Here is a 14,361-nt window from a genome sequence, read left to right as displayed (position 1 = left end):
TCATGCGACATGCTTATTGCAGCGGAGATACAGTATATTTTGGATACAAAAAAAGGTGGCCTAGACCACCTTTTCCATTATATAGTATGTCTTTGACTAGCGTACTTGCGTAAACTGCCAAGTGTTATCAAAGTTGAATGCTCCGTTTATACCGGTGCTGATATAGCCCTTTCCATCCAACGCAAAGCCAACCGCTTTTTCGCGGGCATCAGCTGGAAGAGATTGGTGTTTATCAGTCCAAGAGTCGGAACCTGGCTCATATTTCCAAACCGTGCTCGTGATACCGGATCCATTACCTCTTCCACTTACCACATAACCTGCGTTACCAATAACAAATGAGCTAGCATTATATTTTCTAACATCATAAGTATATGCGTCGTCGCTGCGGTTCAAATCAGCTAGCGGCGCCCAGTTTGTGCCATCGAAAGCATAGAAATCTTCGGGCAATGTAGCGCTATTTGCATATCCCCCACCTACGTAAGCTTTATCGCCGATAACAAATGCAAACGCAAATGCCTTCTTGTATCGGAAAGGAACAGGAATTTCGGTCCATGTGTTTGCAACAGGGTCATAGCGGTAAAAATCACTAAATTTAGCTTCCGTTCTTGTTGAGCCTAATCCCACATAAGCATAATTTCCTAACGTAAATGCTACTGCACCGTAACGTGCTCTTCCTGGGAAAGGAGCGATTGCTGTCCAGGTATTTGTTTGTGGATCATAGCTGTAAAAATCTGCTAAATCATCGGTACCTGTAGATCCCGTTCCGATATACCCTTTTCCATTGATCGAAAAACCAACAGCCATCTGGCGAGCTTGGCCCGGGAAATCAGCAATGTCTGTCCACGTAGAGCCGTTGAAGCTAGCGCCATCATTTACCACGCCTTCATTTCTTACAAATCCTCCGACAACATAGGCTTGGTTACTTAGTGTAAAAGAAGCCGCACCATTTCTGGGATCATTTTTAAATACGATTGATCTTACCCATTCCGTTGGTCCGGTATCCGATGTATCTTCGTCGTTATTTTTCTTACAAGAGTTGAATGATGTAAAAGCAATAGCACAGGCTACGATTAGCAATAGCCAATTTTTCTTATTCATAAATTACCTAAATTTAGTGTATAATATATTCAATTTTATTTTTGGTTTCGCATTTTCTGTCGCGATAAATGCGGTATTAAATGTACTCAACGTGTTGATCCTATCTTGCTGCTGCATGACAGCATTTATCTGCGGCGGAACGACAGAACTCACATACAGTGATGTATTATCGTAGGCTGCTGAAGACTTCAAATTTTTCAAGTATAAAACCATGTCGAAGCTATACGTTCCGTTTCTACCTATTTGATTACCACCTGCATAACCAGCTATTTGTAAGCCTCCTGCTTGCTGTCCGTAAGGAACAGGTAGGAAGGATACAGGTATTCCATTGTAATCCGCGATATATACCATTAAGGCTGCAGGTGGCGGATACATCGTGTTTAGTGGTGTACTGGATTCGATGACAAGCTCTGCCTTATTTATGGAAAGATTATCATCCTGCAGAAACTCTTTTAACGATGGGATTTCTAGTTTCGCTACAACACCGGTTCCTGACTGTATATAGCTTACACCAGCTGTCGCAGTGGTGCGCAGTTCGCGGTTTGTTGCGGATAGTCCTTCAAAAGGCGTCCCTGTACGGTCGTAAGCGAAATTGTTGTACTGAAGCCCAGGATCAACAAGTGTCATTATTTTTGAGGCCGATCTTCTAAAACCATCGTTACCTGTGAAACTATAATTGACCTTAACTTGAACGGAGTCTGTGCTAAAGCCCACGACAGCGGTATTGTTCTCATCGGGCACAAGCACGAGTCCCTTAAAGTAATTTGTGAAGTTTTCGTTGGACGATGCACGTACATCATTCGTCCGGATAAGATCAAAAAAGTCTTGGCCTATAGCTTGGCTTAAGCGGATGTTAAGGCTGTCCAGTGAACGCATGTGGGGGTTGAACGTAGCAGAGCCAATTGCCGTAGGGTTGTAATCGAATGTTTGGTCATTAAAAATAGAGGCACCATTGACATAAATAGGCACCGCTGTATTTTGCATGCCTCCGGTAATTGTTTTCGTCTCCAATGCTTGGTTAAGCTGGTGAACGTTTATTTTTTGGACTTTTGTGGTGTCTCCAAAAGAATAGTTCGCGGTATTGGGTCTAATGACCAACGTCAAGGAATCAAAGACGGCATTTTCAGGAATATCATTTGTAATACTGGAAAAGCCAATTCGGAAGTAGGATGTTGATTTCACGGCTCCATAACTGGCATCAACTGCCTTTCCAACCAAAAGAGTACCTGTGCCCGCAGCGGGTAAATTATTCATTTGGACCGTGGAGGTATGTATAGTGAACGAGTCGATAAGCGATACACCGACATTGCTTGTAGCGGAATTATCTAACATCACACTCATATCCTTATCGCAGGCCCCGGCAATAATCAACAGAAAAATGGGTAATACAAAAAAGGAAATACTTCTCTTAATAAGATGATTCATATGTATTGTTTGACGAGCAAAAGTAATCAAATAGAACAGCTAACATGTGTTATATTTTGTTAAAATCCCCTCCCTTACGATGCGCTGTAAGCACCTCTACGTGCTCATGACAGGCTTCCTTGCCACGTTGGGTGCAGAGAACTGTTAATCAGTGTTATATTTTGTTAAAACTAGCCGATTACCTGTGCGAATGCAAATCTACTAATTTAAATTTGTATTAATAATGTTAAAAAAGTATAAAATCCTTCTTGCATTGATTGTGCTTACCGCTACGGGAATCACGCTGGTGCTCTCCTTTTGGCTGTATGGCAGCTATAAAAGCGAGCGGGAATTGTTTCTCGGCCGAGTCGAGCGCGGACTATTCAATGTGCTTCAGAATTATTATCAAAACGACTTTATTGCTTCCGAAAAGAAGGCGAAGAAGGATTCGTCGGACACCGAAAGGCGGCATCGGGGTTTTCTCGCTATGTTAACAAAGGTGTATCCTGATTTGGATGTGGCACCCATGCAAACGTTCCTAGACACGGCGGACTTTCGCCGAGGCCGAAACAGGCGAATGCGTGAAGATGAAGCAGGAAAAGAAGCGCCCAATGAGTTGTTGCCGTTGTATTTGCTCGAAAAAATTGATTTCAACACCCAGTTGCTCGATACATTGGAGATTCGCCTCGAAAAGGCGCTGGCCAAAAACAATATACCCACGACCTTTCAGTTATCTACAGCGATTATCCATAGAGATGACTTCGATGCATATATGCAGTATCGTCGGAAACAAGGTAATCTATATACACGCCCTATCTTAATTAATCCAGAAAGTGAACAATTTTTATTGGCCAAGTTTGATAACCCGTGGTCCTATCTGGGTGTCAGACTAAGTGGGCAACTGTTCTTGTCTTTGCTGTTGCTTACCGCCCTGTTGGGCACGTTTTTATATCTTTTTAAAACAATTAAAAGGCAGAATCAAGAAGCCGTGTTACGGAAAGCTTTTGTCAATAACATGACGCACGAGTTGAAAACCCCGGTGGCCACGGTTATGGCGGCCGTGGAGGCTATACAGCGTTTTGTTGCCAAGGATGATAAGGTGAAGATGAATAAGTATCTTGATCTGTCCAAGACGGAACTGGAGCATCTGAATAACATGATCGAACGGGTGCTGCAATTGGATGTAGATGAAACCCACCGCATTCGCATTTCCAAAAGCGAGTTTGATATGATCCCGCTGATCCACAACTGTCTAGAGTTAACGACTATCAGCGCTACCAAAAAAATAAGGACCGCATTCGATCATGCGGATGGTAAATTACTCGTTATGGCAGATGAGGCGCATCTCAAAAATGTGGTCAGCAATTTGCTTGATAACGCCATCAAATATTCGTCGGATCCAGCTGAAATACATATTGTCTTGAAAGCAGACAAGGATAAGATACATTTGTCTATTTCTGACCGTGGGAAAGGCATTGCTCCAGAGCATTTGCCCCACATCTTTGCTATGTTTTATCGTGTTCCACAAGGCACGCTGCACGAAGTTAAGGGATTTGGTTTAGGCCTTGCCTACGTAAAACATGTCGTCGAACAACACGGCGGAAACATAACCGTAGGGAGTGAGCTCGGAAAAGGAAGTATATTTACAATCGAAATTCCTAAATCGTGAAAACATGGTAGATGTATTGTATGTCGAGGACGAGTTGAGTTTAGCCCTTATTGTAGCTGATAGCTTAGAGGCGCATGGTTTTCAGGTTACACATCGTGAAAACGGCCGGGATGCTGTTATTGCCTTTAAACATAAGAAACCAGATATCGTGGTGCTTGACGTCATGATGCCCTTAATGGATGGTTTCAATGTTGCCACGGAGATCCGTAAAGTTGACTTGAGCACGCCCATTATTTTTCTGACAGCGATGACGCATACAGATGACGTGGTTAAAGGTTTTCATTTGGGTGCTAACGATTATGTGCGAAAGCCTTTTAAAATAGAAGAGTTGATTGTCCGCATAGAGTCGCTTACAAAAAGAGTAGCTGTCGCGCAAGCGATGAAGCAATATAGCATTGGAAGTTTCGTCTTGGATACGGTGAAATCTACGTTAACCTATGGGACCCAGCAGGAGAAGCTTTCTTTCCGGGAAGTGGAGCTATTACGCCGTTTGTTTGAACATAAAGATGAAGTGGTGCCTAGGGAAGAGATTATTCGTGCTTATTGGAATGACGATACTTATTTTACCGGTAGAAGTTTGGACGTTTTCATTAGCCGGATCAGGAAATATTTGTCCAAAGACGAGCGCATCAAAATTACAAATATTCGCAGTGTAGGCTACATGCTAACGATTGACTGATTTGTTCCCTTGAGCAGAACTTGCTGAACCATCCATACGAGTAATTGCCTTTGGTTCCCCAACGGGCAGGGGCAATCGCTGGTCCACTCCTTTTATCCACTTTAGCAAGGTGGTCCTACATATAATATTACGTTGTATATTGCTATCAACCCTATTGATCAGGATGCTGCTTTTGTTGAAAATCGTATCTTTGTAAAAAAGTAATGAATGAAAGATACGACGCTAAGCCGTAAGGAAAAAATAATGAAAGTAGCGCTTTCGCTTTTTGCTACGAAAGGCTACGTGGATACTTCAACCAAGGAAATTTCGATAGAAGCAGGCGTTTCCGAAGCATTGATCTTTAAACATTTTGGAAATAAAGATACCTTATTAGCTCATATCGTTAAAGCAGGATATCGGCGCGTCTTATCGCATCACCGGGGCATGATGACCTATAGAAATCCAAAAGAATTTTTGCAGAACATGATTTTCCTCCCCAGCAAGCTGGTGGCGGAAGAACCCCTTTTTTGGAAGCTGCAAGAGCGACTGTCGCACAATACGTTCTCGAAACAGCAACACGAGCAATTCATGAAACCGGTGCAGCCCATTTTAGTGAAAGCCTTTACCGAGCTTGGTTACAGGGATCCAGAGCTAGAGACACAATTTTTGTTGTTGACGATAGACATGCTTTGGAAACGAGCAGCAAGCGAAGATATTAATAACGGAGAAAACCTCTCGCAACTGTTGGAGGAAAAGTATGATCTTTCGTGATGCGTGTTTGTGCTGTTTTTACAAATATTCATGCATAAGTTTGGGTTTTTCGTTTTTTCATGTATATTAGGGCGGTAAAAAACTAAATATGATCAAGAAAATTCTCCCTGTTTTATTGCTATTGCTGGTCGGCTTATCCGTTCGTGCGCAGAAAAAGCCTGATTTTGTGAAGTTTATCAATAGCAAAAACGCGTGGGTAGACTCCGTATTCAATAAGCTTACGCCAAAGGAACGTATTGCACAGCTCTTTTTAGTTAGGGCGCATACCAATTTGGGTAAGAAATATATCGACTCTGTTGGTCAGGTTATTCAACGCGAACAACTTGGCGGCCTTGTGGTGTTTCAAGGCGGTCCGGTTCGGCATGCGCAAATGTTTAACCAATATCAAAAGCTGGCCAAGGTGCCTCTATTAATCACCTATGATGGCGAATGGGGTTTAGGTATGCGTATGCCTGATTCGACACTTTCCTACCCGTACCAGATGACGCTTGGCGCTGTACAAAACGAACATCTTATCTACGAGATGGGTAAGCAAGTGGCACGGGATTTTTTACGCATTGGCATGCACTTCAATTTTGCTCCTGTCGTAGATATCAATAATAATCCTAAAAACCCTGTCATCAATTTCCGTTCATTTGGTGATAATAAGTATAATGTAACGCGGAAGGCAAAAGCGTATATGGATGGCATGGTGGATGGCGGAATCATTGCCTCCCTTAAACATTTTCCGGGGCATGGGGATACCGAGGTCGATTCGCACCACGATTTGCCACAGCTGAATTTTACGAAGAAACGCTTGGATACATTGGAAATTTTTCCTTTTCGTGCTTTGATCAAAGCGGGCGCTCCAGCGATTATGGTGGCACACATGAATATCCCTTCGTTAGATGCCACGCCCAACATCCCTTCATCCATATCGAGAAAGGTCGTGACAGACCTCTTACGGAAAGAGTTGGGTTTCCAGGGGCTGACGGTGACAGACGCTATGGACATGAATGGGGTGAAGAAATTTTTCCCGAATGGGGAAGCAGATGTGATGGCCATTGAGGCGGGGCATGATCTGCTCGAGGTTTCTGAAAATAGCGCACGCGCCATAGACTTGGTCGCAAAAGCAGTAAAAAGCGGAAGAATAAAGCAAAGCGAACTTGACCAGCGCGTCAAGCGGGTGCTAGCCGCGAAATACTGGGTCGGACTAAATCAATGCCGGCCTGTGCCCATGCAAAACTTAATCGCCGATTTGAACAACAATGCGTCGAAGCAATTGGTACAGCGTTTGGCAGATGCCGCAGTAACCGTGCTTAAAGCCGACCGTCGGATCAAAACATTTGATCGTCGGGAACAAACTGCGATTGTCTCTGTTGGCATCTCGCAGGCGCAAGATTTTGAAAAAGAGCTTGCAGGTCAGCTTACCACGAAAACGCAGTTTTTCATCTCCGGCAAAGAGACGGAGGAGCAGCTGAAAGAGCTGTTGAAGCAAATTCGGGACTTTCGGCAAATTGTCTTGGCCATTCATGATAACCGCTCTCGCCCGCGTAGTGAGTCTGATTTGTCTGAAGCTGTTCGCACATTTGTGGATAAGGTTGCGGGCCGTCGCACCATTACGACGATGTTTACGAACCCTTATATGCTAGACAACCTCTCCATAGATCGGAGCAGCGGAATCATTATGGCTTACCAAAACGACAGCTTTATGCAAAAGGCTGCTGCGAAGGTATTGTTGGGTAAAATTAAAGCCCAAGGGAAGTTGCCGGTAGCCATCAACAAGCGATTCCAATATGGCGATGGCCTTTAACCATAAAAAGGGCGGATCAATAGCATCATCCTAAGCACGAGAATATCATACAGGGCATCCAATTTCGGCAGCGTCGATCTTTCATCATGACGCGGAAGAGGTTGGATGCCTTTTTCCTTTTTTACCTACCTACCGTTTCCCAAAATCGTAATATGATATTACTAACCAAACCTACTAACAGTTAGTAGATTGATAAATCTTTGCCCTAAAAATTAATAGTAATAATGGAGGATATTGCTGTATAAACAATATTTTTGTGAGGGCTTAAATTCTGGAAATGGCAAACGAGCGAATCTCTATTTTTGATATGTTTAAAATTGGTATCGGACCGTCAAGTTCGCATACTTTAGGGCCTTGGCGCGCAGCCCAACGTTTCGTAGCCGTTCTTAAAAACAGGGATCTGCTTAACCAGGTCGTTGGTGTAAACATATTGCTGTATGGTTCTTTAGCAAAAACAGGCATCGGACACGGTACAGATATCGCGGTACTCTTAGGTCTTAGTGGTGATGATCCTGTTTCTTTTGATGTATCGCAGGTGATGCCTAAGGTGCAGGAGATAAAGACATCCGGAAAGATTAATTTGGGAGGGGAGCAGGAAGTCGTGTTCTCGTATACTGCCGATCTTATGTTCCTCTATACCGAAAGTTTGCCCTTCCATCCTAATGCGGTTACGTTTCAGGCCTTCCTAAGCGATGGTAAGGCGGTATCCGAAACATATTATTCCATTGGTGGAGGGTTTGTTGTACAGGAGGATGATGCAGAAAGTGTATGGAGCGAAGTGGAGCTGCCGTTTCCTGTGGATACAGCGCAAGAGCTTATGGTTTGGTGCATGCGTACCGGACTGAAGATTTCGGAGTTGGTTTTAGAGAATGAATTATCTTGGCGAAGTGAAGAACAGACCAAAGAAGGAATCTTACAGATTTTCCACACGTTAAGAGATTGTATTTATAAAGGTTGCCATACGCCAGGCGTACTTCCGGGAGGATTACACGTGGAACGTCGCGCTGCGAAGATGAATAAAAGGCTGTTAGGCGGTAGGGCTTATGCAGATTACGACAGCTGGTTGCATGCCATTCGAGGCGGCGGAAAAGACTTTGGATATATACTGGATTGGGTTAGTTGCTTTGCATTAGCCGTCAATGAAGAGAATGCCTCGTTTGGTCGTGTCGTTACGGCACCTACCAATGGCGCATCCGGCGTTATCCCGGCGGTGTTGCAATATTATATCACCTTCCATGATGGTTACCGGGAAGAAAAAATCATGCAGTTTATTGCTACGGCTTCCGAAATCGGTTCGATTTTTAAAAAAGGAGCAACAATCTCGGCCGCTATGGGTGGCTGCCAGGCAGAAATAGGCGTTTCTTCCGCCATGGCGGCGGCTGCGTTAACAGAATGTTTAGGCGGGTCACAGCGACAAGTACTCATGGCCGCAGAAATTGCCATGGAGCACCACCTTGGTTTGACCTGCGACCCCATTGGCGGCTTAGTGCAAATTCCCTGTATCGAACGCAACACGATGGGCGCGGTAAAGGCGATAACCGCAGCGCAGTTAGCACTAAACTCAAATCCGGATAAAGCAAAGGTCAGCCTTGATGCGGTCGTTAGCACGATGTGGGATACCGCGCAGGATATGAATGCCAAATATAAAGAAACGGCCGATGGGGGCTTGGCTATTAAAGTGCCGTTGAGCTTGCCCGAGTGTTGATGTCAGGAGCAGGTCATGCCTCGCGGCATATTTGGAAGAAAAAAATAAAAGACATAAATTGGCGATTGCTGGATGCGCAGCAAGGGTAGCAGAAAGATCGGAACATGAAATATAGTGCTTTAGCTTCAGGGAGTAATGGAAATTGCTATTATCTAGCAAGTGGTGAAGGGGATGCGATTCTTATCGATGCAGGCATCAATACGAAGCATATCGAACTGCGTATGGCCAAACTCGGGATTGATCCGAGCCATATTTCGGCTATATTTATTACCCACGAGCATAGTGACCATATTCGTGGTCTTTCCGTTTTTTGCAAGCGTTATCAAGTGCCGGTGTACATAACGGCCGGCTCATACAAAGGTTCGCGATTAAATCTCCCTCCCGATCTGGTCCACATTATCCTGCCGAATGCAAAGGTGGAAATCGGGAGTTTATCCGTGTATGGCATTCCAAAATACCACGATGCGAAGGAGCCTTGCAGCTTTCTTGTGAGTGATGGAAAAATCAATATTGGTGTATTGACCGACCTCGGAAGGGCCTGCGACAATGTTAAACATGTCATTAAACACGCTGATGTACTGCTATTAGAAGCAAACTATGACGAAGAAATGCTCGAGAAGGGCAGATATTCGTTTTATTTAAAAAATAGAATAAGAAGCGGTTGGGGACATATTTCAAATAGATTATCGCTAGAAGTTTTTCTTGAAAATCGTAGTCCCCGTTTAAAACACCTTATTCTATCTCACCTTTCCGGGCAAAACAATACGGTGGAACTTGTAGAACAAACATTCGCACCCCACTGTGCAGATCTAACGCTTTCTGTAGCGACCCGTTATCAAGAAACCGAGCTTTTTGATGTCTACCAACTAAAAACTTCAAACGAGGTTGCGATGGCGAAACTGGAACCTACCTATACACAGCAAACCTTATTTCAGGCGGCCAGCGAGGTATAATGCCCTGCCGCGGCGAGCAGCTTATCTAAACAATCTCCATGGCAAAAAGTGCTGCGATGTGCCGTTTTAGGATATCTTTCACTTCCGCCAGATCTAATTCTCGTCCCAGCTCGCGCTGTAGCGAGGTCACATCTTTATCATCTATGCCGCAGGGAATAATATTGTTGAAATAGTCGAGGTCGGCATTCACATTAAACGCAAATCCATGCATGGTCACCCAACGCGATGCCCGTACACCCATGGCACATATTTTTCGGGCCTTTTCATTCTCGGCATCAATCCATACACCCGTGAAGCCCGCATACCTTCCTGCTTTTATCCCAAAATCGGCACAGGTAAGAATGACCGCTTCTTCCAACGTACGCAGATACAAGTGTATATCGGTGAAAAAATTGTCGAGATCTAGGATGGGGTAGCCTACGATTTGCCCCGGACCATGGTAGGTGATATCGCCGCCCCGGTTTATTTTGTAGAATGTCGCATTTTTAGCTTTCAGGCCTTCCTCATCCAGCAATAGATATTCAGGATGCCCACTTTTCCCTAGCGTGTAGACATGTGGGTGCTCTGTGAAAATCAGATGATTCGGTGTGGCGAGCTGCTTGTTTTCCGTGCGGTTTGCATTTTTAATAGCCAATGTGTCTGCAAAAACCTCTTCCTGCATCTTCCACGCATCCTGATAGTCTGTTAAACCCCAATCGACGAACTGTACTTTTTTGTTTTGCATGTGAACGATCTATAACCTCTCATCTTCTAACAAGAAGAATGTAGCATACAAATTTACGGATTTACAGGAGAAATTGTTTCATGGATTATAGAGCCGATGTCAAGAACGGATAAAAACAGCTATCTTTGTATCCTTATTATACATTGAATATCATATTAAAGGCACGAATTTTGAAAATTCAATAGTTTTTAATTTTATAGCGAATAGCTACTACAATACATGGCAAGAACAAAAATTTACGATACAGCGATAAAGCCAGAAACGGCGGTTTTGGTTTCGGTAATTACACCAGACACTACCGAAGCGAAGGCGCATGAATATTTGGAAGAACTCGCCTTTTTGGTGGAGACGGCGGGTGGCGTGAATAAAGGTATATTTACGCAAAAATTGGCCTATCCTGATCGCGCCACCTTTGTGGGCAGCGGAAAGCTGGAAGAGATAAAAGCCTATATTATTGCGGAAGAGGTGGATATGGTCGTTTTTGATGATGAGCTTTCCCCTTCGCAGCTGCGGAATATAGAGAAGGAATTCCAGATCAAAGTATTGGATCGCTCGAATTTGATTTTAGATATTTTCGCGCGACACGCGCAAACGGCACAAGCGAAAACACAGGTCGAATTGGCACAATTGCAATATGTCCTTCCGCGATTGACGCGCATGTGGACCCACTTGGAAAGGCAACGTGGGGGTATCGGTATGCGCGGGCCCGGTGAAAGTCAGATCGAATCCGATAGACGGATGATCCTCAACAAGATATCCTTGTTGAAAGATCGTTTGAAACAGATTGACAAGCAGAATGAAACGCAACGAAAAAACCGAGGTGAATTAATTCGAGCAGCTTTGGTTGGCTACACGAATGTGGGTAAATCCACGATTATGAATATGGTTTCGAAATCTGATGTGCTGATTGAGAACAAACTTTTTGCAACCTTGGATACCACGGTACGTAAAGTGGTGATCGATAATTTGCCCTTTCTCCTTTCCGACACGGTCGGTTTCATTCGCAAGCTACCGCATCATTTAGTGGAATGCTTTAAGTCTACGTTAGACGAGGTTCGTGAGGCGGATATCCTTATCCACGTCGTGGATATCTCACACCCGAACTTTGAAGATCATATCCAGGCGGTAAACGAAACGCTGAAAGAATTGGGTGCTTTGGATAAGCCCGTTATTACGGTGTTCAATAAAATTGATGCGTACAAAGCGCCAGTTTCGGAGACCGAAGAAGGCGAGGAAGTAAAAGTCACGCTTGATGATTTTCGAAACTCGTGGATGGCGAGGAATTCTGATCCAGCTATATTTATATCAGCAACCGATAAAACCAATGTGGAGGAATTTAAAGAGCGCCTGTACAGCATCGTTGTTGACCTGCATAACCAGCGTTATCCTTACAATAATTTATTGTATTAATACTATACTTTCGCTGCAAAGTCGGTTTGTAGAATTTTGCAGCGACTGCTCCCTTCGGCTACGAAATTTTATCCCAAGATATGTTTGGCCCCCGTTGCGCAAGATAGGAAACGAGTAATTTGTTTTCCTCCTGTGTAAGGGAGGGGTCTTGCTTAAAGATCTCGATGACGCTGTTTCTTGCCTCCGTCAGTATGGCCTGGTCAGACGCTAGGTTTGCAATTTTCATTTCCAAAATGCCCGACTGTTGGGTGCCTGAAATATCACCAGGGCCGCGTAACTGCAGGTCTACCTCTGCTATTTCGAAGCCATCGACTGTGCGTACCATGGTTTCGAGGCGCTTCCGGCCTTCTTTGCTTAGTTTATTGCCTGACATTAAAATGCAGAATGACTGCTCTGCGCCTCGGCCCACGCGCCCACGAAGCTGATGCAGCTGTGACAAACCAAATCGTTCTGAATTTTCGATAATCATAACGGATGCATTAGGTACATTGACACCCACTTCGATGACCGTTGTGGCGACCATAATTTGCGTCTCGCCCTTCACAAAGCGCTGCATCTCAAAATCTTTGTCCTTCACGGGCATCTTGCCATGAACAATACTGATCTTGTAAGCAGGCAACGGAAACTCGCGTTGTAGATTTTCTAAACCTGCCTCCAAAAAGAGCAGATCCATCTTTTCACTTTCTTTAATTAATGGATAGACAACATACACCTGTCTTCCTTTTGCGATTTCATCGCGCATAAAACCAAATACACGCAAGCGTTGGTTTTCGAAAAAATGTACCGTTTTTATCGGCTTCCGCCCCGCCGGAAGCTCATCAATGATGGAGATATCCAGATCTCCATACATCGTCATCGCTAAGGTTCGCGGTATTGGTGTAGCGGTCATCACGAGCATATGCGGGGGGATCGCATTTTTGCGCCAGAGCTTAGCGCGTTGCTCCACACCGAAACGATGCTGTTCGTCAATAACGACAAAGCCAATATTTTTAAACTTAACCTTGTCCTCAATCAAGGCGTGTGTACCGATGAGGATATCCAAACTGCCGTCTTCCAGGTCCTGATGAATGCGCCTGCGTTCTTTAGCTGGCGTCGATCCGGTCAGTAGTTTGACACGACACAAATCTTCACCCAATAGACTACTAAGCCCGGTGTAATGCTGCTGGGCTAAGATCTCTGTGGGAGCCATCATACAGGCTTGGTAGCCATTGTCAATCGCTAAAAGCATCGCCATTAAGGCAACGACTGTTTTTCCTGAACCTACATCACCCTGTACCAAGCGATTCATCTGTGCACCGGTATTCGTATCTAAACGGATCTCTTTCACCACACGTTTCTGCGCATTGGTAAGCGGAAAGGGCAGGCGTTCATTAAAAAACGTGTTAAACTTTTCCCCAACCTGGTCGAATCGATGTCCTCGGTATTTCTGTGTATTCAGCTGCTTGTTGCGCAATAGCCTTAGCTGTATAAAGAATAGCTCTTCAAACTTAAGTCGGCGTATCGCCGCGTTTAGTTCGTCAACGTGTTGAGGAAAGTGGATAGCCAGCAACGCCTGCGGGTAGGGCATTAACCGATGTTTCTCAAGCAGATAATCGGGCATGGTATCCCGCAGACTACGGAACACAATTTCCAGCGCTGCTTGTTGCAGCTTTTGAATGCCTTTGCTATCGAGGTTAAATTTTTTTAACTTTTCTGTAGACGAATAAACGGGCTGCATCGTCAAGTTCCCTATTTTTTTCTCCTGCGCCGAATATAGTTCCATTTCGGGGTGCGTAATGGATATTTGGCCGTTAAATTCCGAGGGCTTGCCATAGCAGATATATGCTGCGCCTACTTTTAGACTTTTCTGCAGCCATGTAATGCTTTGAAACCAAACCAGTTCTATGCTTCCCGTGTCATCGCGAAATTGGCCCACCAGCCGGCGGGCACGCTTTTCGCCTACTTCTTGTAGTGACGTGAGGCGACCAAGCACCTGCGCGCCTACCATATCAGGATGTATTTCCCGAAGTTTGTGAAATTTGGTGCGGTCGATATAACGGAAAGGGTAGTGTTGCAGCAAGTCGCCAATGGTAAAAACCTGCAGCTCTTTTTTGAGCACATCAGCCTTCTGCGGACCCACACCCTTCAGATATTCTATCGGAGTTATTACAGATAAATCAGCCATTTTGGAACCGACT

11 protein-coding genes are annotated in these 14,361 nt (G+C 44.6%); 7 read left to right on the top strand and 4 right to left on the bottom strand.

The annotated features are described in order from the left end of the window. Positions 1–96: 96 nt before the first annotated feature. Positions 97–1,098, bottom strand: coding sequence for a Kelch repeat-containing protein (locus B0I21_RS18380; RefSeq protein WP_133641955.1), 1,002 nt, complete (start codon positions 1,096–1,098; stop codon positions 97–99). Positions 1,099–1,101: 3 nt separating this feature from the next. After that, entirely contained in the window at positions 1,102–2,523 is a 1,422-nt protein-coding gene (locus B0I21_RS18375) for a DUF4270 family protein (RefSeq protein ID WP_133641954.1), read from the bottom strand. Between the two features lie 223 nt (positions 2,524–2,746). Here B0I21_RS18375 and B0I21_RS18370 point away from each other — a divergent pair, with 223 nt between their 5' ends. The 6 genes from B0I21_RS18370 (at position 2,747) to B0I21_RS18345 (ending at position 10,050) form a co-directional block, all read left to right on the top strand. Beyond that, complete coding sequence (locus tag B0I21_RS18370) at positions 2,747–4,171, top strand: sensor histidine kinase (protein WP_133641953.1); 1,425 nt, start codon at positions 2,747–2,749, stop codon at positions 4,169–4,171. A 4-nt stretch (positions 4,172–4,175) separates the two neighbouring features. Beyond that, a complete protein-coding gene (locus B0I21_RS18365) occupies positions 4,176–4,850 on the top strand; it encodes a response regulator transcription factor (protein ID WP_133641952.1) in 675 nt (224 codons plus the stop codon). Between the two features lie 207 nt (positions 4,851–5,057). Then, positions 5,058–5,600: a TetR/AcrR family transcriptional regulator gene (locus B0I21_RS18360; RefSeq protein ID WP_133641951.1), complete on the top strand. Its 543-nt coding sequence runs from the start codon at positions 5,058–5,060 to the stop codon at positions 5,598–5,600. 88 nt (positions 5,601–5,688) lie between these two features. Then, positions 5,689–7,392, top strand: a complete 1,704-nt coding sequence (locus tag B0I21_RS18355) for a glycoside hydrolase family 3 protein (protein WP_133641950.1) — start codon at positions 5,689–5,691, stop codon at positions 7,390–7,392. Positions 7,393–7,669: 277 nt separating this feature from the next. Continuing rightward, positions 7,670–9,097, top strand: coding sequence for an L-serine ammonia-lyase (locus B0I21_RS18350; RefSeq protein WP_133641949.1), 1,428 nt, complete (start codon positions 7,670–7,672; stop codon positions 9,095–9,097). A 104-nt stretch (positions 9,098–9,201) separates the two neighbouring features. Further along, entirely contained in the window at positions 9,202–10,050 is an 849-nt protein-coding gene (locus B0I21_RS18345) for an MBL fold metallo-hydrolase (protein WP_133641948.1), read from the top strand. Positions 10,051–10,075: 25 nt separating this feature from the next. Here the strand turns inward: B0I21_RS18345 and lipB are convergent, their stop codons facing one another. Next, positions 10,076–10,774 (bottom strand): lipoyl(octanoyl) transferase LipB, encoded by a 699-nt coding sequence (lipB, locus tag B0I21_RS18340; RefSeq protein WP_133641947.1) that lies wholly within the window; start codon positions 10,772–10,774, stop codon positions 10,076–10,078. Between the two features lie 219 nt (positions 10,775–10,993). Here lipB and hflX point away from each other — a divergent pair, with 219 nt between their 5' ends. Beyond that, on the top strand, positions 10,994–12,184 hold the full coding sequence (gene hflX / locus B0I21_RS18335; protein ID WP_133641946.1) for a GTPase HflX: 1,191 nt from the start codon (positions 10,994–10,996) through the stop codon (positions 12,182–12,184). A gap of 58 nt (positions 12,185–12,242) precedes the next feature. Here the strand turns inward: hflX and recG are convergent, their stop codons facing one another. Beyond that, positions 12,243–14,348, bottom strand: coding sequence for an ATP-dependent DNA helicase RecG (gene recG / locus B0I21_RS18330; RefSeq protein ID WP_133641945.1), 2,106 nt, complete (start codon positions 14,346–14,348; stop codon positions 12,243–12,245). Positions 14,349–14,361 lie beyond the last annotated feature (13 nt).

It is taken from the genome of Sphingobacterium paludis, assembly GCF_004364125.1.
Classification (GTDB): Bacteria; Bacteroidota; Bacteroidia; order Sphingobacteriales; family Sphingobacteriaceae; genus Sphingobacterium; species Sphingobacterium paludis.
Note: the sequence above shows the minus strand (reverse complement) of the source record. Positions and strands in the feature narration are given on the sequence as shown.

What these genes read in the sequence shown, in the direction of transcription:
- B0I21_RS18365 (WP_133641952.1), top strand. Translation starts at nt 4,176, where the DNA reads ATGGTAGATGTATTGTATGTCGAGGACGAGTTGAGTTTAGCCCTTATT.
- lipB (WP_133641947.1), bottom strand. Translation starts at nt 10,774, where the DNA reads ATGCAAAACAAAAAAGTACAGTTCGTCGATTGGGGTTTAACAGACTAT.
- B0I21_RS18360 (WP_133641951.1), top strand. Translation starts at nt 5,058, where the DNA reads ATGAAAGATACGACGCTAAGCCGTAAGGAAAAAATAATGAAAGTAGCG.
- recG (WP_133641945.1), bottom strand. Translation starts at nt 14,348, where the DNA reads ATGGCTGATTTATCTGTAATAACTCCGATAGAATATCTGAAGGGTGTG.
- B0I21_RS18375 (WP_133641954.1), bottom strand. Translation starts at nt 2,523, where the DNA reads ATGAATCATCTTATTAAGAGAAGTATTTCCTTTTTTGTATTACCCATT.
- B0I21_RS18370 (WP_133641953.1), top strand. Translation starts at nt 2,747, where the DNA reads ATGTTAAAAAAGTATAAAATCCTTCTTGCATTGATTGTGCTTACCGCT.
- B0I21_RS18345 (WP_133641948.1), top strand. Translation starts at nt 9,202, where the DNA reads ATGAAATATAGTGCTTTAGCTTCAGGGAGTAATGGAAATTGCTATTAT.
- hflX (WP_133641946.1), top strand. Translation starts at nt 10,994, where the DNA reads ATGGCAAGAACAAAAATTTACGATACAGCGATAAAGCCAGAAACGGCG.
- B0I21_RS18380 (WP_133641955.1), bottom strand. Translation starts at nt 1,098, where the DNA reads ATGAATAAGAAAAATTGGCTATTGCTAATCGTAGCCTGTGCTATTGCT.
- B0I21_RS18355 (WP_133641950.1), top strand. Translation starts at nt 5,689, where the DNA reads ATGATCAAGAAAATTCTCCCTGTTTTATTGCTATTGCTGGTCGGCTTA.
- B0I21_RS18350 (WP_133641949.1), top strand. Translation starts at nt 7,670, where the DNA reads ATGGCAAACGAGCGAATCTCTATTTTTGATATGTTTAAAATTGGTATC.